Genomic DNA, 24274 nt, shown 5'->3' with positions numbered 1-24274 from the left:
ATGACGGGCAATCTCTCGGGCAGGGTCGCGGTCGTCACCGGCAGTTCCCGCGGTATCGGACGCGCCGTCGCGGTGCGCCTGGCCGAGCGCGGAGCCGCGGTCGTGGTGAGCTATCTGAAGAACGACGGACCGGCGGGCGAGGTCGTCGAGCAGATCGAGGCGGGCGGCGGAAAGGCCATCGCGGTCAGGGCCGATCTGTCGGTCCCGGCCAATGTGACCCACCTGTTCGACCGTGCGGAACACGAATTCGGATCGATCGACATCGTCGTGGCCAATGCCGCGGACGCCATCGTCAAACCCTTGGTGGACTGCACCGAGGGCGACTTCGACCATCTCTTCGCCGCCAACGTCAAGAGTGTGTTCTTCACCTTGAAGGAAGCCGCGCTGCGCATGCGCGACGGCGGCCGGATCGTGGTCACCTCGACCGGAGGCACCAAGATGTTCTTCACCGAGACATCGCTCTACCTCGGCAGCAAGGGTGCGATCGAACAGTTCGTTCGCGTGCTGTCGCGTGAGCTCGGCCCGCGCGGCATCACCGTCAACGCGCTCTCGCCCGGCTTCACCGACACCGACCTGCTGCCGGCGCGCGACCGGGAGGTGGCCGCCGACATGTCCCCGTTCGGCCGTATCGGCACGCCCGGCGACATCGCCGATGTCGCCGCCTTCCTGGCGAGCCCGGACGCGCGCTGGATCACCGGTCAGAACATCGGCGCGGGCGGCGGAGTGTTCTGAATCCCGGTCTCACCGTTCGTTCCGGCGATGACCCGACGCGCCAGCCACCGCAGCGTCCGCGCCACCTCGGCCCGCTCCCCCGCCTCTCCCGCCTCGAGCACCAGCCGCGCGGCCGTCTCCCCGACGGCCAACGCCGCATGACTCAACAGCTCGGCATCCACCTCCCGCCCCCGAGCCCGAGCCGCCTGCGCGATGAGCACCGCACTGCGTTTCCGAATCGCGGCCTTCCCCCGCTGCACCCGCTCGAACGTCCCCGGCGGCGCCCCCTCCGACGGCATCAGCACGAACTGCCAACTCCGCGGCGCACACGACACCATCTCCAGGTACACATCGGCGAGCTCCCCCGCGAACTCCAACGGATCCACGCCCAGCGGCATTTCGGGCATCCCCGCCGCCACCAGCCCCATCACCGTCGCCTCCTCGCGATCGAGCAACTCCGCGAAGATCACCCCCCGATCCCCGAACTCCCCATAAAGGGTAGGCCGCGTAACCCCCGCCTCCAGCGCGATCGCCTGCACACTGGCCCCCGCAAACCCCTCCCGCACAACAACTTCCCGCGCCGCATCGAGAATCCGCTCCCGTCGCGCCGACCCCAACTCCTCCACCCACTCTCCACACCCAACCAACCGCGCCAGTGTACGCACCCGCCGAAACCGGCCGTAGCCAGCGCCGGACCACTCCGGCCAGCGCACCGATCCGCCAGAGTTCGGCGTGATGGGCCTATTCGTGCACAATTCGCCGCCGGAACGCGGTTTTCCACCAATTCCGCTGCCTTGATGCACGTTCAGCCCCAGTAGCCATGGCGTACTTCACATACCGCAAGTTCAACCGTCGTCAACACCGTCTCCGCCATCATTCAGATGGCACTCGATCCCCAGGCTCGGCACTGGATTGGCAACGCCGTGTGCTGAGCGCTGCTGAGGGTTGAGGGGTCGGCTCATATCTTGAACCTATGATGCTTAGGTTCTGGCTGGGTCGATGGAGGAAGGAGTGGTGGGGTGTCGCCTCGGGTCGGGTTGAGCACTGAGCGGGTGGTTCAGGGGGCGGCCGAGCTTGCCGATGAGATCGGGTTCGAGAAGGTGACCTTGTCGGCGGTGGCGCGGCGGTTCGGGGTGAAGGATCCGAGTTTGTATGTGCACGTGCGGAATTTGCACGATCTGCGGGTGCGGGTGGCGTTGCTGGCGAGTGCGGAGTTGAACGATCGGATCGGGGCCGCGGTGGCGGGACGGGCGGGAAAGGACGCGCTGGTGGCGTTCGCGGGGGCGTACCGCGAGTATGTGCTGGAGTTTCCGGAGCGGTATGCGGCCACGCAGATACGGATGGATCCCGCGGAGGTGGCGGGGGAACCGGCGCTGGTGCGCAGCATCGAGTTGACCGCGGCGATTCTGCGCGGGTACGGGCTCGCCGAGCCCGAGGGGCTCGATGCGGCGCGGCTGTTGCGCAGCACGTTTCACGGGTTCGCGACGCTCGAGAGTGCGGGCGGGTTCGCGCACTCGCGCGCGCCGGGAGATTCCTGGCCGCACATTGTCGACGCCTTGCATCAGACGCTGTCGAACTGGCCGACCTACTCCGACTGACACCCGCGTCCCGATCTTGGTCGAGGAATGGTGTCGGTTGGACGACGGATCGGTTCAGACGCGGCCCGTCGGCGCGCCGCGAGCCGGGGCGCGACCCACGCTGAGGGTCACGGCCCGGCGAAGGGAGACACGCGATGGGATTGCGACGTCGTGAGCTACTGCTCGGAATCGCCGGAGTGGGCGGGCTGGCCGTAACCGCATGCGGCAGCCGCACCCCGGGGCAACCGGCGAAACCACCCCGACCCGCGGTGATCCGATTCGACCCCGCACCCGGCCCGGCCGAGATCGGGGCCCGCGCCCCGGCCGTCGTCACCGTCGCGAACGGCACCCTGACCTCGGTCGAATGGATCGATGAGACCGGCCGCGCGCTACCCGGCGCGACCACACCCGATCAGCACACCTGGACCAGCTCCGAACCCCTCGGCTACGGCCACACCTACACCGCGAAAGCCGTGGCGCACGGCGAGACCGGCGATGTCACCGCCACCACGACCTGCACCACGGTCCAGCCCGATCGCCTCGTCGACGTCTCCCTGCGCTCGGCGAACCTGGAGGACCTGACCGAAAACGACACGTACGGAGTCGGTTTCGTCCTCGTCGCACACTTCGACGAACCCGTCGACCGGGCCGCGGCCGAACCCTGCCTGCAAGTCGTCACCGAACCCGCAACCAAAGGCTCGTGGTACTGGCTCGACGACAAGAACGCGCACTGGCGGCCCGAGCGCTACCACGCGCCGGGCACCCGGATCACCGTCGCCGCCAACCTTTTCGGCATCCCGCTCGGTGACGGCGCGTACGGCCAACGCGACCAACGGGTCTCGGTGACCATCGGTCCGGCCCACGTCGCCATCGCCGACGACGACACCAAGATGATCGAGGTCTACGACAACGGAAACCTGGTGCGCACCATGCCCACCTCCATGGGCATGGGCGGCACCGCGACCGTCGGCGGCCGCGTGCTGTCGTTCTGGACCCGCCCCGGCGTCTACACCGTGCTCGACCGCAAGGACCCGGTCATCATGGACTCCGCCAGCTACGGCCTGCCCACCAATTCCCGCCTCGGCTACCGCACCAGCATCAACAAGGCCGTCCGCATCAGCCACGACGGCATCTACGTCCACGAACTGGCCGAATCGGTCTGGGCGCAGGGCAATACCGACGTCTCCCACGGCTGCCTCAACATCTCCCCCGCCGACGCCGCCTGGTTCTACGACTTCGTCATCCCCGGCGATGTGGTCGAGGTCCGCAACACCGGCGGCGACCCCCTCGACATCTGGCAGAACGGCGACTGGACCATCCCCTGGCCCGACTGGCAGCGCGGTTCCGCCCGCGCCTGAATCGGCTACAGCAGGGTGTGGGCGGACAACCGCGACAGGCAGGTGTCGACGACATCCGCGGCGGAGCCCGGTTCGTCGGTGGCCGCCCAGAGTTCGGTGGCGAGACGGACCGCGGCGTTGGCCATGGCGGCGGTGAGCGCCACGTCCAGATCGTCGGCGGAGCGGGACGTGCGGGCGGCGATGATCGGGATGAGCTGGGCTTCGCAGTCCTGTTGGACTCGCAGCCAGGTGGCGCGCAGGGCGGGGAGCTGGGTGGCGGCGCGGACCAGCGGGCGCAGACGGGATTCGGGGATGGCCTCGGCGGTGAGCGTGCGGGTGGTGGCGGTGCGGTAGGAGACGCTCAGGGCCTCACGCAGCGGGAGATCGGGTGCGCAGGCGGCCAATTCGTCGGCCCACGCCTGGGTGCCGATGGCCAGCAGGGGCGCGAGCACGTCCTCCTTGCCCGCGAAGTAGCGGTAGAAGGTGCGCAGGCCCATGCCCGCGGCGGCCGCGATGTCCTCGACGGTGGTTGTGCCGTAACCGTTCTCGATGAACAGGTGGGCCGCGGCCAGCGCGACCTCGCGGCGGGTGGCCGCGCGGCGGGCCGCGCTGAGCGCGGGGCGTCCGGTGCGGGCGTGGTCGCTGGTCATGGAGGCACTCTAGCGGGGGCCGAAACTATTTATGGCGCGGAGTGCCATTTATGGCATATCGTGTCAGAAAGCAGTTCCACCGATCAGGAAGTGATCCATGAACCGTCTCGAGCAGCGCCGCATTCTGGTCACCGGAGCCGGTTCCGGCATCGGCCAGGCCACCGTTCTCCGACTGCTGTCCGAGGGCGCGACCGTCGTCGGCGCCGACGTCAATGTCGAGGGCCTGGAACTGACCCGCAAGCAGGCCGCCGAAGCGGGCACCGGCGACCGGTTCACCACCTTGGAGATGAACATCGGCATGGAGGCCGACGTGATCGCCGGAGTGAAGACCGCCGTCGAATCGCTGGGCGGACTGGACGCGGTGGTCAACGCGGCCGGCATCCTGCGTGCGGGCCACACCCACGAGACGTCGCTGGATCTGTGGAACCAGATCATCAATGTCAACCTCACCGGCACCTTCCTGGTGATCCGGGAGGCACTGCCCGCGCTGCTCGCCAATCCGCGCAGCACCGTGGTGAACTTCAGCTCCACCTCGGCCAGCTTCGCGCACCCGTACATGGCGGCGTACTCGGCGAGCAAGGGCGGCATCCAATCGCTGACCCATACGCTCGCACTCGAATACGGCAAGCAGGGCCTGCGCGCGGTCAGTGTCGCCCCGGGCGGGATCAAGTCGGGCATCACCGACGCCACCCTCGGCTACCTGCCGCAGGATTGCGACTGGTCGTTCCTGGGTCGGCTGATCGCTGTTCTGCCCCAGGACAATCCGGAGGAACTGGCCGGACCGGAGAACGTGGCGGGCGTCATCGCCATGCTGGTCTCCGACGACGGCCGCTTCATCAGCGGCACCGAGATCCGCATCGACGGTGCGGCGCACACGTAACCACGCGCCACGCACAGCGAAGGCCCCGACCGGAGAACGGTCGGGGCCTTTCTGTTGCCGCTACTTGCCGGCGCCGACCAGGTCGGCTCCGCGCAGAATCCCGTCGGCGGTACCCGACGGCCATTCCAGCGCGGCGTCCAGCTTGGCCAGCACATCCTCGGCCGGGGTCTCCATCAGGCAGCGCTCGATCTGGCTGATGGCGCCCGCGGACGGGCCGCCCTTCTTGGCCACATCGGCCTGCGTCCAACCGTTCTCCTTGCGCCGCGCCTTGACGCGGTCCGCCAGAGCCTGGATATCGGGCTCCCCGGCCGACTTCGGCGCGGCGACCTCCGCCGCCTTCGGAGCCTCTACCTTCGGGGCCTCTGCCTTCGGGGCCTCTACCTTCGGCGGGGCTGCCTTCGCCTCGACCGGCTTCGCCACCGGCGCCGAGGTCGCCGCCGCGGCCTCGCCCTGCTTCTTCCCGGAAGTCATCAGCCCCTGCGTGATCAGCCGAGACCGCTTCCGCCTACCCATCTTCGCCATACACCGCTCCTCGATCCGCAATACCGACCTTCGCTGAAAGCACCGGAAAGGTTGCCACAAGTTGGCGGATATCCCGCGCCAACCCCCCGACTTCGGCGTGCCACCGGCGCGGCTCGTTTGCCGACACGCCGCCCGTGTTATGCGGGCAGTCCGGTCAGTTGCGCTCGGCGCGCACGGTATTCGCCGCGCCAGCGCAGGAAGCCCACCAGCACCAGCACGAAGAACACGCCGTAGACCGCGCCCGAGGCGTACAGCCCGGATTTCACGGCCAGCGGAACGCCGACCAGATCGACGAGCATCCAGATGATCCAGAAGTCGGTCAGCGCGCGGCTCTGGGCGAAGGTCGCGATGGCGCTGCCGACGAAGACGTAGGCGTTGGCCCACGGCGACCAGGCGATGTGCAGCCAGGGCAGGTGTGCGAACGCCTCGGCCACCGCCGCGGTGCCGATCGCCAGGATCGACAACAGGATCAGACGTTCACGCCGGGACGCGGGCCGCACCATCAGCTCGTGGTGATCGCGGGTGCCGCGACTCCAGGCCACCCATCCATACCCCGCGAGCCCGATGAACAGCACCTGCTTGAGTGCATTGCCGGGTACATGGGCGTGGATCGAGGCGGCCAGCAACAGCAGCGCGCCCGCCAGCTGAACAGGCCAGGTCCACATGGTCTTCCGCATGGCCAGCCACATCACCGCCAGCGACAGCACGTTGCCGATGGCGTCGGTCCAGAGAATATGCTCCCCGAGCAGGTCGAATGCCGCGTTCACGGCAACCACCGTGCCACACCGCGATTCCCTGCCTCACCCCCGTCCCGCTCGCCGGACCGGCGGCGGCCCGCCCACCCCGTTAGAGAGACGGCCACGGGGGTAGATCGTCGCCAGGAGGTAAGCCATGGAATTCCCGTCACCGTTCACAGCGACGGTTCCACCGGTGGAACCGCCCGAGCCCAGCCCGCCGGTGCGTCCGTCCGAGCCCGTGCCCGCTCCGCAACCGCCTACGCCCTTCCCGTCCCCGGGCCCGCCGGTGCCCGAGCCGCCCGCACCGTTCCCGAATCCGGCGCCGCCGGAGCCTGTTCCAGGTCCACCGCCCGCGATGAGACGGAGCAAATCACCGACGTTCGCGTGATTCATGGAGGATTTTCGGCCTCGGAGCGTGCGGGAATGCTCGCGGCCGAGGCCGTCGGTACGTTGGCGATCATGCGTACCGATGGAGATTCCTGGGACATCAACACCAGTGTCGGATCCACCGCCTTGTTCGTGGCGGCGGCCCGCACGCTCGGTGGGCGCGCGCCGGGCGCGCCCGCGCAGGACCCGTTCGCCGAGATCTTCGTGCGGGCGGCCGGCCCGGAGTGGGTCGATCTGCTCGAGGGCCGCGCGCCCGAGCATCCGCTGGCGACACCCGAATTCGGGGCCCAGTTTCAGCAGCATCAGATCGGGCGGACCCGCTACTTCGACGACTTCATGGCCGCGGCGGCGCAGGCGGGTATCCGGCAGGTCGTCATCCTGGCCGCCGGGCTGGACTCGCGCGCCTACCGGCTGCCGTGGCCCGACGGCACCGCGGTCTACGAACTGGATCGCCCGCAGGTGCTCGAGTTCAAGCGCGAAACCCTGGCCGCGGCCGGGCACAAGCCCGTCGCCGAGCGCCACGAGGTCGCGGTCGACCTGCGCGAGGATTGGCCGAAGGCCCTGCGCGACAGCGGATTCGACGCGGACGCGCCGACCGCGTGGCTGGTCGAGGGACTGCTGATCTACCTGACGCCCGCCGCGCAGGAACAGCTCTTCGACGCCATCGACACCTTGAGCGCGCCCGGCAGCCGGGTCGCCATCGAGCAGATGGATCCGCTGCCCGCCGAGGCGGTCGCGGCCATGAGCCAGGGCGACGACTCCGGATCCGGCTGGGTGCGAATGATCTACAACGACCCGCGCACCGACGCCACCGTCTGGTTCGGCGACCGCGGCTGGACCGGCGAGCGGGTCTATCTGCCCGACTACCTGAGCGAACTCGGGCAGATCCCGGCCGAGGGCGTACAGCAGCAGTCCCTGATCAACCTGGTCACCGTCATCCGACCCTGACCTTCACAGCGGCACCCTGCCGAGGGCGGCCCGCAGCTCGGCGAGGACGGCCGGAAGTTCTTCCGGCGCAGTCGATCCCAGTGCGATCCGCAGTCCGTGCGGGACGTGCGCGGTGGTGGCGAAATCCGCCGCCGTGCACACGCGGATGCCGCGCCGCGACAGCTCCGCGGCGACCCGGTCCATGCGCTGATCCGGATCCACGAGCAGCCACGCGAAGAACGAGCGCGGATGGGCGATGGGACGCAGATCATGCCGGCGGGCAAGGGAAACGAGCGCGCGCCGACGGGCGTCGTCGAGAACCCAGCCGAGCGGATTGTGCAGGGTCGGCATCGTATAGACCGCGCGCACAGGGCGTTCGGCGCAGATCCGCGCGAGCCGGTCCAGGTCGGGCCCGTCCGCGCGGGCGGGGATGGGCGCGAGTTCGAGGTCGTGGGCTCGGGCCAGAAGTTTGAATCCCGGGTAGGTGAGCTCGTCGACGGCGATCACGTCGCCCGGCGAGAACATCGCTCGCACAACGAGATCCAGCCCGGCCCGTTTGAGTTCGGCGAACAGCCGGGTCGCGGTGGCCACCGCGATGCCGTGGTCGGCGGCGAGTCGACTCCACGGTGGTCGGTCCCGGCGAATCGTTCACCAGCATCGACCTGCGTGCGGTGTTCCTACGCCCGGTCTGGCGCGACACGCTGCGCGCCACCTCGTATCCCACGCATGCGGGACGCACCATCACCCACTACCACTGCGACATCACGCGCGCCGACGGCAAGCCGGTCGCGACCGTGACCGGTGTCGTCACCACGCTGCGGGGCGACCGATCCGAGGGCCGCTGAGGGCGGCTCGGCGCGAATGCGTATTTGCTGAACGATTACTATCAGAGCGTTTCGTCCCGAGTCAGGCATTCCGACCCGAACGGAGGACGCGCGTGGCCACAGCGATCCGCACCGCCCATCGGCGGGCCACCGAATTCCTGGTCTATCCCCGTGCGCTGCAAATAGGTCTGCTCGTCGCCCTGCGGACTCGACGACGCCGGGGACGCACCGGGCTGACCTCCCGAATTTCCTCGGCTTGACGCCCCGGCCCACACCACGCGCGTAACATAGCCAGAGATTTGCCCAAGCTGAATGCGGTTCGAGTCACGCGTATCCGGAGGATCCGAATGGCCGATCGAAGACGCTGCATGGTCATCTCTCTCGCGGCCGCCGCGCTGGCCGGCCCGGTACTCGGCGCACCCGCCCACGCCCTGCCCGGCCACGACTGGGATTCGGTGGCGCAGTGCGAATCCGGCGGCGACTGGTCCCTGGACGCCGGCAACGGCCTTTACGGCGGACTGCAATTCACGTCCTCGACCTGGCGCGCCAACGGCGGCAACGGATTACCGCACCTCGCCTCCCGCGAAGAACAGATCCGCGTCGCCGAGCGCGTGCTGCGCGCGCAGGGCCCCGGCGCCTGGCCCACCTGCGGTGCCTTGCTGTGACTTGACACAGGCAAGTTGCGGCCGAATTGCCACTAAGGTGGGATGAGCCTTGGAGGAGGGACCGGCGACCGGCCGGTCCGGGGCATCGAGAGGCGGCGGCCGTGGTCTTCGGCGCGGGAGGGAAATCGCCGAAAGACGACCTGCCACAACCCCCGTCGTTCGGGTCGGTGCTGCGGCGACTACGCGAGGAGCGCGGCGTCTCGCGCGAGCGGCTGGCCTTCAACGCCGGGGTGAGCGCGAGCTATGTGACAAGCCTGGAGAAGGGCGACCGCGCCCACCCCACCCGCGAGATCATCGAAGCCCTGGCCCGGTGCCTCGAGCGGCTGTCCGAACTCGCGCCCGGTGAACGCCGCCTGCTCTTCGACCTGGCGGGCCTGCCCGATACCGAACTCCCCGATATGGAGGACCTGCGCGCCGACCTCGGCCGCGACATCCCGCGCGCGCTGGAACTGTACGAGCCGCACCTGGCCGCCTACGTCGACACCCGCCTGAACATCCTGTACTGCAATTCGAGCTTCGCCCAGGGCTTTCCGGGCCTGCGTGAGAACGGCAACCTGCTGCGCTGGATGCTCACCGATCCCGCGGCCAAGGACGCGCTGGTCGAATGGGATCGCGAGGTCCGCATCGCGGTGCAGTGGCTGCACGGCTTCACCGGCGAGCACGCCAACCCGAGCTGGGCCGAGGAACTGCTCGCCGAACTGGGCCGCTATCCGCTGTTCCGGGAACTGTGGTCCACGACCACCGCCCGCTACGAGCGCGAACGGCCCATCATCCGATTGCGCGACGGGGCCGGGCGCTCGATGGCCATCGTGGGTCAGCTGTTCCGCGTGCCGAGCACCACTTACCCGGGCCGCATCCAGATCTTCATCGGCCTGCGCAGGTGACCGCTCAGCGCGCGAGCGGGCTGTAGAACACCAGGCCGTTGCCCTTGTTGTCGTAGACGACGGCGCGACGCTCGTGGGCATCGTCGTAGGGGCCCTTCACAATGCCGCCGCCGCTGGCCTCGACGGCCTTGGCCGCGGCGTCGACATCGGCGGTCTTGATGCCGACCACGACCTGACCGTGGATGGGGTGGTCGACCGCGGTCGCCAGTGCGAGGGTGATCGGCCCGCCGTCGAGCGCCGCGAAATGGGTTCCGTCGCGGAACTTCAGCGGCATCCCCAGCGTGTCGCTGTAGAAACGGATGGATTCGTCCAGGTCGTCGGTGGACAGGATGATCATCTTCACTTCGTGTTCGCTCATGGAACCTCCGGTGGCTGAGTGGCTTCCATGATGGTGGCCGGTGCGGTCGCCGGACGCACGCGACACGCCCGTCGAGCGGGACGCTATCGAGCGGCGGGATCCTCGTGGACCCGATCGAAGATCAGCCCGCTGGCCCGGGCCATGACCTGCTCGCGGGTGCGGCCGGGGTGGTCGGCGGCCAGGAAATGGGTGCCGACGGCCATGCAGAAGGCGAGCAGGCTGCGCGCCTCGATCTCGTCGGGGTCGGTGCAGAAGGTGCCGATCGCCTCGCGCGAGAGCTGCATGCGCCGGTTGTCCACGCGGCGAAGGCGTTCGGCGACGGCCGGATCGCGCCGCGCCCAGGCCCGCACCGCCAGGTCGATGGGCCACAGCCGCTCGTCCTCGAAGGTGAGCCGCCCGGCGAGGCGCATTTTGTCCAGCGCGTCACCGCCTTCCCGCTCGACGCGTTCGAGGACCTCGTCGACGGCCTCGCGCTCCCAGGTGTCGAGCATCTCCTCGAGCAGCGCGCCGCGATCGGCGAAGTAGCCGTAGAACCCGCCGCGGGTCACGCCGAGCGCCTTGGCCAGGACGTCGACGCGCACCGCGTCGACGCCGCCCTCCGCCAGTGCCGCCAGCCCCGCTTCGACCCATTTCTCCCGTGGCGTGCGCAGCGCGCCCATGTGTCCTCCGTCTCGTCCAGAGCCTGTTGTACAGAGCTGTATAACCAGCTTATCCTCGGGTTATACATTACTGCACAACCCTTGAAGGGGGCGCGTTCAGATGGTCAAGATCGCAGGCTGGCTCATGGTCTTCTTCGGTGTCGCGCACACCACCGCCGCACTCACATTCGACAAGGCCGCCCGCCACGCCGGGACCTGGTTCAGCGGCGGCCTCTGGCACGAGGCGACCCACAACTTCACGCCGATGAGCCAGGCCGGCGCGGCATTCTGGTTCAGCATCGAAATCTTCGGCCCGCCGATGCTGGTGATCGGATTGATCATTCTGTGGATGGACCGGCGCGGCATCACGCCGCCGACCTTCATCGCCTGGATCCTGGGCGTCCTGGCGCTGCTCGACGCGATCATCCTGCTGCCCACGCCCTGGCCGCTGATGGTGCTCGCGGTCGTCCTGTTGCTGCTGGCCGCCCGCCGGGACTCCTTGCGGGAGAGGACGATCGACGCTCCCGTTCACGCCTGACCGAGCCATCGGCCGATCGGCGGGCGGCCGTTGGCGGGCCGGGCGAACCTCGATCCGTAGGACTCGACCGCCGGAAAGCGCTGTCGCGCACCGCGATCACAGCTCCAAGCCGAGGATTACGGCGATGTGGTGCGGGAAGGCCGTGCAGTTGAGTCCGGCGGTCTGCATCTGGAATTCGCGGACGCGCCCGGATTGCGGATCGCGCAGTCGCAGGGTCCGGGCCGAGGACGGGAAGTCCACGCCGTCCTCGGCCCAGAGGCGGCGGAAGTCCGGGTGCCCGCTCAGCTCGTCGACCAGCCCGAGGATGCCGGGGTCCTCGGCGAGCCGGCCGGCCGTGGTCCGCAGCCACCGGACGTATTTGCGCGCTTCGGTCTCCCAGTCGACCTGGTAGCGGCGGGCGAGCTCGTTGCCGAACATCCAGCGGAACATATTGCCGTCCTGACGCAGCCCGGGCAGTGCGGCATCCCAGGCGTCGTTGGCCTCCAGCAGGTTTCCGAGGTAGTCGACGTAGGCGGCCAGGTGCGGCTGGAACAGGAACAGCGCGTGGCGTTGCTCGGCGGTGATGGCCGCCCGCAGATTCGGCACCGTCGGATCCCCGGGCAGTCCGAGCCCGGCCAGGTCGAACACCTGCCGCCGATCGGCCAGCGTCAGCGGCCGGACCCGATCCAGGCCGCGCACCAGTGCTTCGACCACGGCCGCGGCCGGATTGACGCGATCGCCCTTCTCCAGGTGGGTCACGTAGCTGGCGCTCACCCCGGCCGTGTACGCCAGCTGTTCCCGCGAGACGCCACGATCGTCGCGCAGCCGCCGCAGCGTCCGCCCGAAACTCGGCGCTTCGATGGTCGGCGGCTCCCCCACCGCATCGGATCGTCCGGTCACCCGCACCAGCTCCCTCCGGTCGCCGGTCCCGAATGTCCGGCTCAGCAACCGAATAGCAATGCTGCCACATTCGCGGCCGGCGCGGGTGAGTCGCCGCACGGGCAAATCAGTCGGAGGACAGCGCCCGGAAACTGAGCGCGACCGCCAGTGTCAACGCGGCGATGCCCGCACCCGCCGCGAACGCGGTGGTCATGCCGCTGACCAGGGCGTGCTGCGCCGACCCGCCCGCACCGCGCGCCGCGGTGCCGAAGATGGTGACCATGACCGCCAATCCCAGTGCGGCACCGGTCTGCTGCAGGGTCTGCAGCGCACCACCGGCCGCACCCGCCTCGTGCGGTTCGACATTCGACATGATGATCACGCTCAGCGGCGAGACCGACAGTCCGATACCGCATCCCATCAGCACCATGGCGATGAACAGCAGCGGGAAGTAGCCGCTGTCGGGGGTGAGCCGGGTCAGCAGGACCAGCCCGGCCACCATCGAGGCCGCCCCGGTCACCGTCACCGGCCGCGGACCGAAGCGGGTGAGCAGCCGCGGGATCAGCCGGATCATGGTGAACATCAGCAGCGCGGTCGGCAGGAAGGCGAAACCTGTTGCCAGCGCGCTCAATCCGAGCACGTTCTGCAGGAATTGGGTGAGGAAGAAGAACATCGACATGCCCGCCATCGGCACCAGGAACATATTGGCGTACGCGGTGGCGCGATTGCGGTCGGTGAACAACCGCAGCGGCAGCAACGGTTGCGACGCACGGGATTCGATGACCAGGAAGGCCACGAGCAGGCCGACGCCGGCCGCGAGGGCGATATCGGTGGTGGCACTGCCCCAGCCGTCGGAGGCGGCGCTGATGAATCCGTAGACCAGGGCGGCGACGCCGCTGGTGGCGGTGAGCGCGCCGGGCAGGTCCAGGTGCGCCGGTTCCCGTTGCGCGGCACTCAGGTTCAGGATCGCCAGCACCACGACCACCAGCCCGAAGGGCACGTTGATGAACATGACCGAGCGCCAGCCCAGCCATTCGGTCAGCAGGCCGCCGACGATCAGGCCGATGGCGAAACCGGCGCTCGACATGCCGGAGAACAGGGCGAGCACCCGCATGCGAGCCTTGGGTTCGGGGAAGGTGGTGGTCAGCAGGGCGAGGGTATTGGGCGCGGCCATGGCCCCGCCGATGCCCTGCACGACGCGCGCGGCGAGCAGCCACCCGGCCGACTGGGCCAATCCGCCCGCGAGCGAGGCCACGGTGAACAGGGCCGCGCCCGCGATGAACAGGTTGCGGCGGCCGAACAGGTCCCCGGCCCGGCCGCCGAGCAGCAGGAGTCCGCCGAAGACCAGGCTGTAGGAGTTCATCACCCAGGACAGCCCGGTGGAGCTGAAGTGCAGGTCGGTTTGGATGCGCGGCAGCGCCACGTTCATCACGGTGATATCCAGGACGATCATCATCTGGCAGGTCAGCAGCGTGGCCAGCACGATGCCCGACCGAAGTCGTTGAGCTCTGGCCGATGCGGGGACGCGGACGTCCGCGGTCACATCGTCGGTGAGAGAGGTCGACAAGGAATGCTCCATCGAAAGGAATCAAACGGAGGAAGCCTCCGTTTCCGATGGAGTTATCATATGGAGGGTTCCTCCATTTGCGCAAGACTATCCGGAGGGTCCATCCGTTTTCTAGTGGAGGGTTCGTGGAAGCACCGTCGACGGGGAAACCGCTGCGCGCCGACGCGCGGCGCAACTACGAGCGGATCATGGCCACCGCCCAGGCCGCCTTCGCCGAACTGGGCCCCGATGTGGCCCTCGAGGAGATCGCCCGGCGCGCGGGCGTCGGCATCGGCACCCTCTACCGCCACTTCCCCAATCGCGAGGTGCTGATCGAGGCCGTCTACCGGTCCAATATCGAGCAACTCAGCGAGCACGCCCGCGAACTGCTCGAAACCCACACTCCCGCAACGGCCTACGAATTCTGGCTGCGTGACTACGTGGCGTGGGTGATCGCGAACCGGGTCCTCGCCACGACACTCAAGGCGGGCATGGACCGCAACTCCCCCACCTTCGCCCTGTGCCGCGCCTCGATCACCGACGCCACCTCCCTGCTCCTGACGGCCGCGCAGAACGCCGGGGCGGTCCGCCCCGACATCGAACCCAGCGACCTGATGCGTTTCGGCCACGGGATCGGCGTGGCCTGCGAGACCGTCCCCGAAGCCGCCGAGCGGATGATCGACGTCACCCTCGCGGGCCTGCGCGCCGAATCCGCCTGACGCTCAACGGTTGTAGGGCTGCTCCTGGACCGGGTGGTCTACTGCAGGTCGCCACGCCCCATCACAGGTGATCGTCCTCACCCCGGCCACCGGGGTGGCGGTGCGGTCCGGGCAGCCCGGTAATGTCCCCGACCGGACAAAACGGCTGGACGACGCAAGGAGAAGAAGTGGAACGCATCGGCGTGATCGGTGGCGGCACCATGGGTGCGGGTATTGCCGAGGTGGCCGCCCGGGCGGGCGGGTCGGTTCTGGTGCTCGAGCGCGATGCGCAGGCCGCCGACGCCGCGGTCGAGCGGATCGAGAAGTCCCTCGCCCGCGCGGTGAAGTCCGGCCGGCTCGAGCAGGCGGCCGCGGACGAGGCCCGTGCCCGGATCACCCTCACCACGTCGATCGACGATTTCGCCGACCGTGAGCTGGTCATCGAGGCCGCCCCGGAGATCGAGTCGCTCAAGACGGACTTCTTCACCAAGCTGGACTCGATCGTCTCCCCCGACGCGATCCTGGCCACCAACACCTCCTCGATTCCGGTCATCCGGCTGGCCAACGCCACCGCCCGCCCGGAGCGCGTGGTGGGCGTCCACTTCTTCAACCCCGTCCCGGTGCTGCCGCTGGTCGAGATCGTGGTGACCCTCAAGACCGACCGCAAGGTCGTCGACCAGGTGACCGCCTACGCCCGCGAGGTCCTGGGCAAGCGCACCATCGAGTCCAAGGACCAGGCCGGCTTCATCGTCAACGCCCTGCTGATCCCCTACCTGTGCAACGCGATTCGCATGTTCGAGACCGGTTTCGCCTCCGCCGAGGACATCGACGAGGGCATGGTCTCCGGCTGCGCCCACCCCATGGGCCCGCTGCGCCTGACCGACACCGTCGGCCTCGACGTCACCCTCGCCGTCGCCGAATCCCTCTACGCCGAATTCGGCGAGCCGCAGTACGCCCCGCCGGTACTGCTGCGCCGCATGGTCGACGCGGGCTACCTCGGCCGCAAGACCGGCCGCGGCTTCTACACCTACTGATCCACCTCGGATCCTGATTCAGCTCGGATCCTGATTCACCTCGGATCGGCTTCGCTCGGGCCGCCGACGCATCACGCGTCGGCGGCCCGAGCCGGTTGACGCCTCGCCGCGAGCGCGAGACACCCGAATTCGCGGTCAGCAGTCGGGGATTCGAGCCTGCAGACCGCGGCGGAGATGGTCGAGCAGGGCGCGGGTGCGGCGGGGTAGTGCGGGGCTCGCGGAGTAGGCGGCGTAGATGTCGGCGGCGGGAGTCGCCAGGTCCGGGAGGATGTGGATCAGGGAGCCGTCGGCGAGCAGCGGCGCGACCTGCCAGCGGGAGCGCATGATCAGGCCGCGGCTTTCCAGGCACCAGCGGGTGATCACATCGCCGTCATTGCTGACCAGGTCGCCTGCCACGCGGGTCGCGATCTCGCGGCCGTCCGGGGCCAGGAATCGCCAGAGGGCGTAGTCGCTCTCGTTCTCGCGCAGCACGATGCAGTTGTGGTCTTCCAGGTCGGACGGGGTGGCGGGGGTGCCGTGTCGGCGGATGTATTCCGGTGTGGCACAGACGATTCGCTGGTTGCGGCACAGTCTGGTGGCGGTGAGCCGGGAGTCGGGGAGGGCGCCGACGTGGATGTCGAGGTCGAAGCCGGTGCCCGCGATATTCAGTGGGGCGGAAGACAATTCGAGGTCGATCTGGACCAGGGGGTGGCGGGCGGCGAATTCGGCGACCAGGTCGGCGATGTGGGCGCGGCCCAGGCCGATGGTGGAGCGCACGTGCAGGCGGCCGCGCAGGTCGGCATGCTGTTCGGCGATGGAGTCCTCGAGCGCCTCGAGTTCGGCGGCCAGGCGGGCCGCGCCCGCGGCGTAGCGGTCGCCCTCGGGGGTGAGGGTGAAGCGGCGGGTGGTGCGCTGGACGAGGGGCACGCCCAGCCGGGCCTCCAGTTGTGCCAGGCGCTTGCTGACCGCCGACACCGAGACCCCGAATTCGCGGGCGGCCTCGGTGAGGCTGCGCGAGCGGGCGACGATGTCGAAGAAGAGGATGTCGTCGCCGAGTCCGCCGCGCACGCGTTTCTCCCGTCATTGTTGCCCGGCCGGAAAGAGTCTCTTGCGTCTTTCGCGCTATCGCCGGTGAGTTGTCCGAGCCTACCGTTGTGATCCAGCCGACAACAATGAATCGGGTTCGGCAGTAAGGAGATCCGCACAGATGGGGACGACACACCGAATCGCGGTGATTCCCGGCGACGGCATCGGGAAGGAAGTGGTTCCGGAGGGCATTCGCGTATTGCGCGCGGCCGCCGCGGGATTCGGCTTCGCACTCGAGCTCGAATACTTCGATTACGCGAGCGCCGACTATTACAGCGCCCACGGGAAAATGCTGCCCGACGGCTGGTTCGAGGAATTGAAATCCTTCGACGCCATCTTCTTCGGCGCGGTCGGCTGGCCCGAGACGGTGCCCGATCACGTATCGCTGTGGGGCAGCCTGCTGCAATTCCGCCGCCACTTCGACCAGTATGTGAGCCTGCGCCCGGTGCGCCTGCTGCCCGGGGTTTCCAGCCCGCTCGCGGGCCGCTCCCCCGGCGAGATCGACTTCTACGTCGTGCGCGAGAACACCGAGGGCGAATACTCGAGCATCGGCGGCCGGATCTTCGAGGGCACCGACCGCGAAACCGTGCTGCAGGAGACCGTCATGACGCGCACCGGCGTCGATCGAATTCTGCGCTACGCCTTCGAACTCGCGCAGCGCCGACCGCGCGGACGCCTCACCTCGGCGACCAAGAGCAATGGCATTTCCATCTCGATGCCCTACTGGGACGAGCGGGTGACCGCCATGGCGGCGCACTATCCGGATGTGACCGTGGACAAATACCACATCGATATTCTGACCGCGAATTTCGTCCTGCACCCCGACCGGTTCGACGTGGTGGTGGCCAGCAATCTGTTCGGCGATATTCTCAGCGACCTGGGCCCGGCCTGCACCGGCACCATCGGCATCGCGCCGAGCGGAAACATCAACCCGGAACGCCGGTTTCCCAGTCTGTTCGAGCCGGTGCACGGCTCGGCCCCCGATATCGCGGGCCGCGGCATCGCCAATCCCATCGGCCAGATCTGGAGTGCCGCGATGATGCTGGACCATCTGGGCGAGCCCGCGGCGGCCGCGGCGGTGCTGGCCGCGATCGAGGCCGTGCTGGCCGACGGCCACGACACGCTCACCCCCGATATGGGCGGTACCGGCACCACCGAATCGCTGGGCAAGGCCGTGCGCGCCGCACTGGAAATCCGGTGAGCCGCCATGAGTTCCACGGACAAGATCCGGCGCGCGTACCCGCTGCCGGTGCTCGACGGTGTGCCCCTGCTGGTGCCGGTCGCGCTGACCGCCCTGGTCCTGGTGGCGGGCCGCTTCCGGGCGATACCGGAGAACATGATCGGCGGCCTGGCGGTGATCGTCGGGCTGGGCATGCTGCTGGGCCCGCTGGGTAATCGGCTGCCGATCGTCTCCAGGATCGGCGGCGGGGCGCTGGTGTGCCTCATGGTTCCCTCGATCCTGGTGTACACCAAGGCGTTCGACGCCACCACGGTCAAGGCCGCCACCTCGCTGATGAAGCAGGCGAACTTCCTCTACTTCGTGATCGCCACCCTGGTGGTCGGCAGCATTCTGGGCATGAGCCGCAAACTCATGGTGGGCGGCCTGATCCGGATCTTCCCGCCGCTGCTGGCCGGCACGGTGGCGGCGGTCGCGGTCGGCCTGGGCACCGCGATGGCCTTCGGCTACGACTTCCACCGCGCGCTGTTCTACATCGTGGTGCCCATCCTGGGCGGTGGTATCGGCGAGGGCGTGATCCCGCTCTCCTCGGCCTACGCCTCGGCCCTCGGCGGGGAGCCGGGAAGCTATGTGGCGGAACTGATTCCGGCCGCGATCATCGGCAATATCGTCGCCATCGTGACCGCGGGCGCACTGCGCCGCCTCGGCGAACGCAGCCCGCATCTCGACGGCGGCGGTCAGCTGGTCCGCGAGGCCCGCCATGCCGTGGTGGGTCAGTTCGATCCCGTTGTCCGGCAACCCGATCCGGACCCCGTGCCCGGCCGGGAGCCGAACTACGCGCTCGGGGTGCTGACCATCACCGGCCTGTTCGTCTTCGCCACCCTGCTGGAGAAGCTGATCCACCTGCCCGCGCCGGTGCTGGTCATCATCCTGTCGGTGCTGTGCAAGCTGGCCGGTGTCTTCCCGCCCGCCGTCGAGTCCGACGCCCGCGCGGTCTACGCGATCATCTCCCGGCATTTCATCTACCCCACCATGATCGGCCTCGGCATGGTCTACCTGCCGCTGAACAATGTCGTGGGAGTCCTGTCTCCCGGCTACGTGATCGCCTGCGCCGCGGTGGTTCTCGCCATGGCCGCCACCGGCTTCCTGGTGGGTCGCACCCTCGCCATGTACCCGGTCGACGCCGCCCTGGTCACCGTCTGCCACAGTGGCCTGGGCGGCACCGGCGACGTCGCGATCCTGTCCGCGGCCAACCGCATGAACCTCATGCCCTTCGCCCAGATCTCCACCCGCCTGGGTGGCGTCACCACCGTGATCACCGCCGCCTGGCTCATCCGCCTGCTCGGCTGAGGCGGCCACCTGCGAGCGTTCACGCGCGGCCGGTCAGCGTGCTCGCGCTCGTTCCGATCAGTCGGCGAGCATCTGGGCGGCCATGCGACGCGAGTTGTCGACGGCCTGCTCACCGCGCGGGAGCATGACCGCTTGGTAGGCGCCTACCGCCGCGGTCAGTGATTGCAATCCCGCTGTGGCGGAGATGATTTCACGGGCGAGGGTGGCAGCGTCGGCCAGCGCGGTGTTCGCGCCCGCACCGGCGGTGGGCGGCATCGCGTGAATCGCGTCGCCGAGCAGCGTCACCGGGCCCGCCTCCCACGCCGGCACCGGTTCGCTGATCCGGAACGTGATCGGGAAGAACGCGTCGATATCGGAATTCGCGTAGATATCGCGAATCCCGCTGTGCCAGTTGGAGACAATGTCGGAGGACAACTTCCACAGCTCCTCCGAGGACATGCGGAACAACACGTCGTCAGGGACCCCGAGGCGTTGCGGGGTGGCGACGAGGGTGACCATCAGGTAGTCGGGCCGCCCCTCCACCGGGGTGCGGAAGCGGACCGGACCGAACGCGGCCCCGCAGCTGCTGCCCCCGGCCACCCAGCACAGGCCGCGCTCGAAGTCCTCGGGTTCCAGGGCGCGGGTGAGGGTCATCCGCCCGTAGATGCAGCGCAGCCCGAAGTCGTTCACCACCGCATCGGGCAGCAGTCGACGGCGAATGATCGATCCGACACCGTCGGCACCGACCAGCAGATCGCCTTCGTCGCCGCCGCCCTCGGCGAACTCGACTCGAACCCGGCCCGAGTCGGTGATCCGATACCCGCTCACCGTCTGCCCGAACCGTACGACCTCGTCCAAGCCGGTGAGCAGCCCCTGCCGGAAGGCGTTCCGGTCCACGGCGGTGATCATCTCGTCCGGTATGCCGGGGAATTCCTGCACCGACACCCGCCGCAGCCCGGTATCGACCGTGGTCACCCGATCCCCGCTGATGCTGCTGGTGCGGCGCAGCACCTCGAACACCTGCGGGCCGACGCATTCACCCAGTGCGACATTGCCGTTCGGGTCGATATGGATGCGGTAGCCCTGGTTGCGGGTGCGCGGCGTGGGGTCCTGCTCGTAGACCGCGACCTCCACCCCCGCGCGATGCAGCGCCTGCGCGAGCGCCAGCCCGCCGACGCCGCCTCCGGCAATGAGAACCCTTGTGCTGTCGGACATTTCGATCTCCTAGACGATTTCGATCAAGTACTCGCAGCTACGTATCCCCATGATGTGCCGCACCCGCGACCCTTGTCAATCATCCGATTGAACTTATCAAGTAAACATTTGAAACTGCCAGGCGATTGTATGATCGCCCCATGCCCGCCCAGAACCCCCGCAGGTCACCCAAGCCGCAGGAGCGCCGGCGCGACCCCGAACGCACGCGCGCGCTGATCCTGGACGCGGCCATGAAGGAGTTCGGCGCACACGGCTACGCCGGCGCCCGGATCAGCGCGATCGCGGCCCGCGCCGGGGTCAACGTCCAGCTGATCTCGTACTACTTCGACGGCAAAGAGGGCCTCTACCAGGCCATCTCGGAACAATGGCAGCAGCGCCGCGGCGACCTCGCGCCCGCGGGCACTCCCATGCATGAACAATTGCGGCGCTACGCGCTGGAAGCGCTGCACAACCCCGACGGGGTGCGGCTGCTCGCCTGGGGCGGCCTCGAATACACCGGCGCCGAAACCCCTGCCCCCGCAAACCAGTTCGCCGAAACGATCGAAGAACTGCGAACCCTGCAGAAATCCGGCGCGCTACCGGCCGAGGTGGATCCGTCCTACCTGCTGGTCATGCTGATGGCCATGGCCATGGCGCCGACCACGCTGCCCCACATCATCGAATCCACCTGCGGCGCCGACCCCCGCTCCCCCGAATTCCTCGAGCGCTTCGCCGACCAGCTGGCGATCGTCGCCCGACACCTCGGGCTCTGAACCGCGCGGCTACCCGGTCGAGCCGGATCGCAGCTCGAGCGTCGGGGAATGACGGCGCATCGCGGCGAGCACCTCGTTCGCCGAGACCGGCAGCGTCTGCGTCGAGAACACCGCCGGGCTGTACCCGAAGCCGTGATTCGTGCGCCCCAGCAGGCGGGTCCGCCGCGAGGCGCGAGCCAGATAGGCGGCCGGATCCCGCAGCAGCACGTCGACGAACGGGTGCCCGCCGATATGCGCGATGCCCACGCCCTCGACCTCGCTCCAGTCGATCGCGCCCAGCCGGCGGTGCGTGAAACCCGAATCGGTGATGATCAACTCCGGCGTGCGCCGGAACAGCTGCTTCACCATGATCACGCCTACCGCCGCGAAGAAGAACACCGCCAGCGCGCCGACGAAGATCGCGCTCGCCTCACCCGTCAGCGCCATCCGCAGCCCGATCAAGACGAACAAGCCCGACGCCGCCGCGGTCAGCAACGCACGCGGCCTGGATGTCGTGTAAACGGTTTCCCCACCCGATTCCCCGCCCTGCTTCCCGCCTCCGGTCAGCGCACTCCACCTGACCAACACTCTCTCCCGCACCGCGTAAGTATGGCCTACCGCCGCCGCCGATTTCGCCCCTGCCCGCCGACACCGCTTCTCCTTCCCCGGTCCGGTCCCGCGCCGACACGCTGACGTGCGGGTCGCCCCGGGTTGGAAGCCCGCGAAACCGGCTCGACCATCCGGATGTGGCGTCGGTGCACGACGGCGGAGACTCCGACGACCTCAGGTGGCGACAATGCTGCAGCGCCAGCGAACCCGATGGGCACTCCCGGCTGGTACGCCTCCGCCGATTCGAACGAGTGCTGCGGTCACGGGCTCGAAAGCGCTTGCGCGGCCGGATCTTCGAGGTGTTAATGGGCGGGGATGTCGACCGCGATCTCCCCGCCGAGGCGGTGGTCGCCTTCCAGGTGCAGCTTGTCGCCGCTCCAGAAGCTGCCGGGGTCGTAGCGGTTCGGGCGTTTGTGTGGCAGCAGGCCCATGGCCTGGTAGGTCATGGCGACGATCTCCGCGCAGTACGCGTTCTCCAGGTTGGGGTCGGCTGCGCGGGTGCGCGGTCCGGCCGGCAGCGGGACGCGGCCGCGCAGCCAGCGACCCGCCAGGGCGCTGGTGGAAGGGAACGGCATGCCGTCCAGGCGCGCCACCATGCGCAGGGCGGCGTCCTCCATCTCGCGGGTGACCGGCCGGTCCAGTTGCCGCAGCCAGGCTTGCTGACCGTAGACGTCGGACCAGCGCAGCACGGCCGCGCGCAGATCGTGCAGCTGGGCGCCGCGGTGATGGGTGCCCGACCAGATGTCGGGCAGGGCCTTGCCCAGTTCGGCGTGCCAGATCAAGGCCGGGAGATCGTCGACGACGATGGCCATGCCGACGTGGTTGACCGGGCTGTTGGTCAGCCCCCGGATCGCGCGGTCGGCGCCGGAATGTCCACGGAACAGCCAGAGATCACCGGTCCGGGTGAGCTCCACCGCTTCGTCAAGACCGATACTCGAGACAACTTCGCGTGGCACGGCGACTAGCCTAGGCGTATGCGCTGGTGGAAAGTACTCGGCTTGGCCGGAGCGGCGGGTGTCGCGGCGACCGGTGTCGTCATCGTGCGATCGGAACGCAAGCGCCGGGCCTACACCCCAGACCAGGTCAGGGACCGCCTGCACGCCCGCCTCGACGAATCCGCGCCCAAGCCCTGACCCGGTAATGCGCCACCGACCGGATCCGTTGCCGCACAGGGATTTCGATCTTCGCCGTGACGGTCTCACATGGGCATCGGCTGTGAATGTAACGCAGGGTTCACCAATTACAGCGTAAGGCTTACCACCGCGGCCTAAAGTGATTGCTCGCAGTCGCTTGCTCTATTGGTTGAGGCGTTACCCGATCGGAGCCTGATGTCTCACATCGTGGCGGAAGCGGGTCGCTCACCGACCCGCAAGCAGGACACGTCAATTCAGGCGCTCCGCGGGATCGCCGTGATCCTTATGGTGGCCGGACACGTCATCGGCGTCGGCAATCAAGGTCTACGCGTCGGAGACCATTCGGTTTGGCACTATTCCTATTTGGCGTTGGCCGATATTCGCATGCCGCTGTTCACGCTGCTGTCCGGATATGTCTACGCGATGGTGCCGATCACGAAATGGCAGCAGTACCCTCGACTCTTGAAGGGTAAGTCACGCCGATTACTGTTCCCGCTCGTTACTGTCGGCACCTTTCAATATGTGCTGGCGTGCAATATTCCGGGCGCGAACTACAATCCGCACAATCTGCCCGTCTGGCGCATCTACGTGTTCGGGTTCGAACATCTGTGGTTCCTCCAGTCGATCTTCGTCATCTTCCTCACCATCGGAATCCTCGACAGCATCGGCATTCTCGACTCACTCGCGGGCTGGGGCGTCGCGACCGCGATCGCCGCCGCGGGCTACATCGTCGTGGAGATCCCGGCGCGGTTCGACGTCTTCACCGTCAGCGGCGCGGTCCGGTTGCTCCCGTTCTTCCTCATCGGCTACGGGCTGCGCCGCCACGCGCTGTTCGATTTGCGGGGAACGCCTGCGCTGGTTGCCGTTACGGCGTTCATCGGGTTCTACACCGTGCGACTGATGTCGATCGACCACATCTTCCGCCCGGACGGATTCGAGGACCGAGGCATCACCCTGACCGTCGGCACCACGGCGTTGATCCTCATCTACTCCGCCCGCAACTACCTGAACACCAAGGCGCTGGCCTGGGTCGGCGGCTTCTCGTTCGGCATCTACCTGCTGCACGACCTCGCCACCGCCGGCACCCGCATCGTGCTCGAGCACATGGGCATCCATCACAACTGGGAGCTGTTCGTCCTGGGCCTGGCGATGGGCGTCGCCGCACCCATCGCCTTCCAGCTGCTGTTCGGCAACATCGCCCTGGTCCACACCTTCGTGCTCGGTGAGAAGTGGCGCCGCCCCAA

29 protein-coding genes and 1 pseudogene are annotated in these 24274 nt (G+C 68.4%); 17 read left to right on the top strand and 13 right to left on the bottom strand.

What is annotated here, in order from left to right; translation table 11 throughout:
- On the top strand, nt 1-732 hold the full coding sequence (locus GPX89_RS10405) for an SDR family oxidoreductase (protein ID WP_157387319.1): 732 nt from the start codon (nt 1-3) through the stop codon (nt 730-732).
- On the opposite strand, the gene GPX89_RS10400 is transcribed toward GPX89_RS10405, so the two are convergent.
- On the bottom strand, nt 699-1337 hold the full coding sequence (locus tag GPX89_RS10400) for a TetR/AcrR family transcriptional regulator (RefSeq protein WP_157387318.1): 639 nt from the start codon (nt 1335-1337) through the stop codon (nt 699-701). The genes GPX89_RS10405 and GPX89_RS10400 overlap by 34 nt on opposite strands.
- 393 nt (nt 1338-1730) lie before the next feature.
- On the opposite strand from GPX89_RS10400, the gene GPX89_RS10395 reads away from it, so the two are divergent.
- Both GPX89_RS10395 and GPX89_RS10390 read left to right on the top strand, forming a co-directional pair.
- On the top strand, nt 1731-2309 hold the full coding sequence (locus GPX89_RS10395; RefSeq protein WP_328601684.1) for a TetR/AcrR family transcriptional regulator: 579 nt from the start codon (nt 1731-1733) through the stop codon (nt 2307-2309).
- Nucleotides 2310-2443: 134 nt separating this feature from the next.
- On the top strand, nt 2444-3646 hold the full coding sequence (locus tag GPX89_RS10390) for a L,D-transpeptidase (protein WP_157387317.1): 1203 nt from the start codon (nt 2444-2446) through the stop codon (nt 3644-3646).
- Nucleotides 3647-3651: 5 nt separating this feature from the next.
- Here GPX89_RS10390 and GPX89_RS10385 read toward each other — a convergent pair whose 3' ends face one another.
- Nucleotides 3652-4275: a TetR/AcrR family transcriptional regulator gene (locus tag GPX89_RS10385; RefSeq protein WP_157387316.1), complete on the bottom strand. Its 624-nt coding sequence runs from the start codon at nt 4273-4275 to the stop codon at nt 3652-3654.
- A 97-nt stretch (nt 4276-4372) separates the two neighbouring features.
- Here GPX89_RS10385 and GPX89_RS10380 point away from each other — a divergent pair, with 97 nt between their 5' ends.
- Nucleotides 4373-5155 carry an SDR family NAD(P)-dependent oxidoreductase gene (locus GPX89_RS10380; protein WP_157387315.1) on the top strand — a complete coding sequence of 261 codons (783 nt, stop codon included), beginning with the start codon at nt 4373-4375 and terminating at the stop codon, nt 5153-5155.
- Nucleotides 5156-5215: 60 nt separating this feature from the next.
- Here the strand turns inward: GPX89_RS10380 and GPX89_RS45375 are convergent, their stop codons facing one another.
- Together GPX89_RS45375 and GPX89_RS10370 are read right to left on the bottom strand one after the other, a co-directional pair.
- On the bottom strand, nt 5216-5677 hold the full coding sequence (locus GPX89_RS45375; protein WP_157387314.1) for a helix-turn-helix domain-containing protein: 462 nt from the start codon (nt 5675-5677) through the stop codon (nt 5216-5218).
- Between the two features lie 137 nt (nt 5678-5814).
- Nucleotides 5815-6444 (bottom strand): nicotinamide mononucleotide transporter family protein, encoded by a 630-nt coding sequence (locus tag GPX89_RS10370; RefSeq protein WP_198347360.1) that lies wholly within the window; start codon nt 6442-6444, stop codon nt 5815-5817.
- 429 nt (nt 6445-6873) lie between these two features.
- Here GPX89_RS10370 and GPX89_RS10365 point away from each other — a divergent pair, with 429 nt between their 5' ends.
- Nucleotides 6874-7749 carry an SAM-dependent methyltransferase gene (locus tag GPX89_RS10365; RefSeq protein WP_157387313.1) on the top strand — a complete coding sequence of 292 codons (876 nt, stop codon included), beginning with the start codon at nt 6874-6876 and terminating at the stop codon, nt 7747-7749.
- Between the two features lie 3 nt (nt 7750-7752).
- On the opposite strand, the gene GPX89_RS10360 is transcribed toward GPX89_RS10365, so the two are convergent.
- Nucleotides 7753-8319 carry an aminotransferase class I/II-fold pyridoxal phosphate-dependent enzyme gene (locus GPX89_RS10360; RefSeq protein WP_328601683.1) on the bottom strand — a complete coding sequence of 189 codons (567 nt, stop codon included), beginning with the start codon at nt 8317-8319 and terminating at the stop codon, nt 7753-7755.
- A gap of 35 nt (nt 8320-8354) precedes the next feature.
- Here GPX89_RS10360 and GPX89_RS10355 point away from each other — a divergent pair, with 35 nt between their 5' ends.
- From GPX89_RS10355 to GPX89_RS10340, 4 genes are all read left to right on the top strand, one after another.
- Nucleotides 8355-8573 (top strand): PaaI family thioesterase, encoded by a 219-nt coding sequence (locus tag GPX89_RS10355; RefSeq protein ID WP_407939371.1) that lies wholly within the window; start codon nt 8355-8357, stop codon nt 8571-8573.
- Nucleotides 8574-8665: 92 nt separating this feature from the next.
- Nucleotides 8666-8812, top strand: a complete 147-nt coding sequence (locus GPX89_RS10350) for a hypothetical protein (protein WP_157387312.1) — start codon at nt 8666-8668, stop codon at nt 8810-8812.
- Nucleotides 8813-8920: 108 nt separating this feature from the next.
- Entirely contained in the window at nt 8921-9217 is a 297-nt protein-coding gene (locus GPX89_RS10345; protein ID WP_235947050.1) for a transglycosylase family protein, read from the top strand.
- 101 nt (nt 9218-9318) lie between these two features.
- On the top strand, nt 9319-10101 hold the full coding sequence (locus tag GPX89_RS10340; RefSeq protein WP_157387310.1) for a helix-turn-helix domain-containing protein: 783 nt from the start codon (nt 9319-9321) through the stop codon (nt 10099-10101).
- Between the two features lie 4 nt (nt 10102-10105).
- Here GPX89_RS10340 and GPX89_RS10335 read toward each other — a convergent pair whose 3' ends face one another.
- Nucleotides 10106-10459 (bottom strand): VOC family protein, encoded by a 354-nt coding sequence (locus tag GPX89_RS10335; RefSeq protein ID WP_157387309.1) that lies wholly within the window; start codon nt 10457-10459, stop codon nt 10106-10108.
- Nucleotides 10460-10542: 83 nt separating this feature from the next.
- Nucleotides 10543-11118, bottom strand: coding sequence for a TetR/AcrR family transcriptional regulator (locus GPX89_RS10330; RefSeq protein ID WP_157387308.1), 576 nt, complete (start codon nt 11116-11118; stop codon nt 10543-10545).
- Nucleotides 11119-11218: 100 nt separating this feature from the next.
- On the opposite strand from GPX89_RS10330, the gene GPX89_RS10325 reads away from it, so the two are divergent.
- A complete protein-coding gene (locus tag GPX89_RS10325; RefSeq protein ID WP_157387307.1) occupies nt 11219-11635 on the top strand; it encodes a DUF6463 family protein in 417 nt (138 codons plus the stop codon).
- 96 nt (nt 11636-11731) lie between these two features.
- On the opposite strand, the gene GPX89_RS10320 is transcribed toward GPX89_RS10325, so the two are convergent.
- Both GPX89_RS10320 and GPX89_RS10315 read right to left on the bottom strand, forming a co-directional pair.
- The gene (locus GPX89_RS10320; RefSeq protein ID WP_157387306.1) at nt 11732-12514 is read right to left on the bottom strand and encodes a helix-turn-helix domain-containing protein; all 783 of its coding nucleotides are present in this window, start codon (nt 12512-12514) and stop codon (nt 11732-11734) included.
- A 106-nt stretch (nt 12515-12620) separates the two neighbouring features.
- Complete coding sequence (locus GPX89_RS10315; protein ID WP_235947041.1) at nt 12621-14060, bottom strand: MFS transporter; 1440 nt, start codon at nt 14058-14060, stop codon at nt 12621-12623.
- A gap of 125 nt (nt 14061-14185) precedes the next feature.
- Between GPX89_RS10315 and GPX89_RS10310 the strand changes: the two genes are divergently transcribed.
- Nucleotides 14186-14758, top strand: a complete 573-nt coding sequence (locus GPX89_RS10310; RefSeq protein ID WP_328601682.1) for a TetR/AcrR family transcriptional regulator — start codon at nt 14186-14188, stop codon at nt 14756-14758.
- 167 nt (nt 14759-14925) lie between these two features.
- Nucleotides 14926-15771, top strand: coding sequence for a 3-hydroxybutyryl-CoA dehydrogenase (locus GPX89_RS10305; protein ID WP_328601681.1), 846 nt, complete (start codon nt 14926-14928; stop codon nt 15769-15771).
- Between the two features lie 135 nt (nt 15772-15906).
- Here the strand turns inward: GPX89_RS10305 and GPX89_RS10300 are convergent, their stop codons facing one another.
- A complete protein-coding gene (locus tag GPX89_RS10300) occupies nt 15907-16818 on the bottom strand; it encodes a LysR family transcriptional regulator (protein ID WP_328601680.1) in 912 nt (303 codons plus the stop codon).
- Nucleotides 16819-16957: 139 nt separating this feature from the next.
- Here GPX89_RS10300 and GPX89_RS10295 point away from each other — a divergent pair, with 139 nt between their 5' ends.
- Both GPX89_RS10295 and GPX89_RS10290 read left to right on the top strand, forming a co-directional pair.
- On the top strand, nt 16958-18037 hold the full coding sequence (locus GPX89_RS10295) for a tartrate dehydrogenase (RefSeq protein WP_157387302.1): 1080 nt from the start codon (nt 16958-16960) through the stop codon (nt 18035-18037).
- A gap of 6 nt (nt 18038-18043) precedes the next feature.
- Entirely contained in the window at nt 18044-19363 is a 1320-nt protein-coding gene (locus GPX89_RS10290) for a 2-hydroxycarboxylate transporter family protein (protein ID WP_157387301.1), read from the top strand.
- A gap of 57 nt (nt 19364-19420) precedes the next feature.
- Here the strand turns inward: GPX89_RS10290 and GPX89_RS10285 are convergent, their stop codons facing one another.
- On the bottom strand, nt 19421-20557 hold the full coding sequence (locus tag GPX89_RS10285) for an FAD-dependent oxidoreductase (RefSeq protein ID WP_157387300.1): 1137 nt from the start codon (nt 20555-20557) through the stop codon (nt 19421-19423).
- A 140-nt stretch (nt 20558-20697) separates the two neighbouring features.
- On the opposite strand from GPX89_RS10285, the gene GPX89_RS10280 reads away from it, so the two are divergent.
- A complete protein-coding gene (locus tag GPX89_RS10280) occupies nt 20698-21309 on the top strand; it encodes a TetR/AcrR family transcriptional regulator (protein ID WP_157387299.1) in 612 nt (203 codons plus the stop codon).
- A 9-nt stretch (nt 21310-21318) separates the two neighbouring features.
- Here the strand turns inward: GPX89_RS10280 and GPX89_RS10275 are convergent, their stop codons facing one another.
- Together GPX89_RS10275 and GPX89_RS10270 are read right to left on the bottom strand one after the other, a co-directional pair.
- Nucleotides 21319-21876: an STM3941 family protein gene (locus GPX89_RS10275; RefSeq protein WP_328601853.1), complete on the bottom strand. Its 558-nt coding sequence runs from the start codon at nt 21874-21876 to the stop codon at nt 21319-21321.
- 323 nt (nt 21877-22199) lie between these two features.
- The gene (locus GPX89_RS10270; protein WP_328601679.1) at nt 22200-22853 is read right to left on the bottom strand and encodes a hypothetical protein; all 654 of its coding nucleotides are present in this window, start codon (nt 22851-22853) and stop codon (nt 22200-22202) included.
- An 18-nt stretch (nt 22854-22871) separates the two neighbouring features.
- Here GPX89_RS10270 and GPX89_RS43785 point away from each other — a divergent pair, with 18 nt between their 5' ends.
- Nucleotides 22872-23030, top strand: a complete 159-nt coding sequence (locus GPX89_RS43785) for a hypothetical protein (RefSeq protein WP_198347359.1) — start codon at nt 22872-22874, stop codon at nt 23028-23030.
- 195 nt (nt 23031-23225) lie between these two features.
- A pseudogene (locus GPX89_RS44455) lies at nt 23226-24194 on the top strand (acyltransferase family protein); the annotation flags it as partial.
- Nucleotides 24195-24274: the final 80 nt, after the last annotated feature.

Source organism: Nocardia terrae, assembly GCF_009760405.1.
In the GTDB taxonomy this organism is placed as follows: domain Bacteria; phylum Actinomycetota; class Actinomycetes; order Mycobacteriales; family Mycobacteriaceae; genus Nocardia; species Nocardia terrae.
This window is presented reverse-complemented; position numbering and strand designations above follow the sequence as displayed.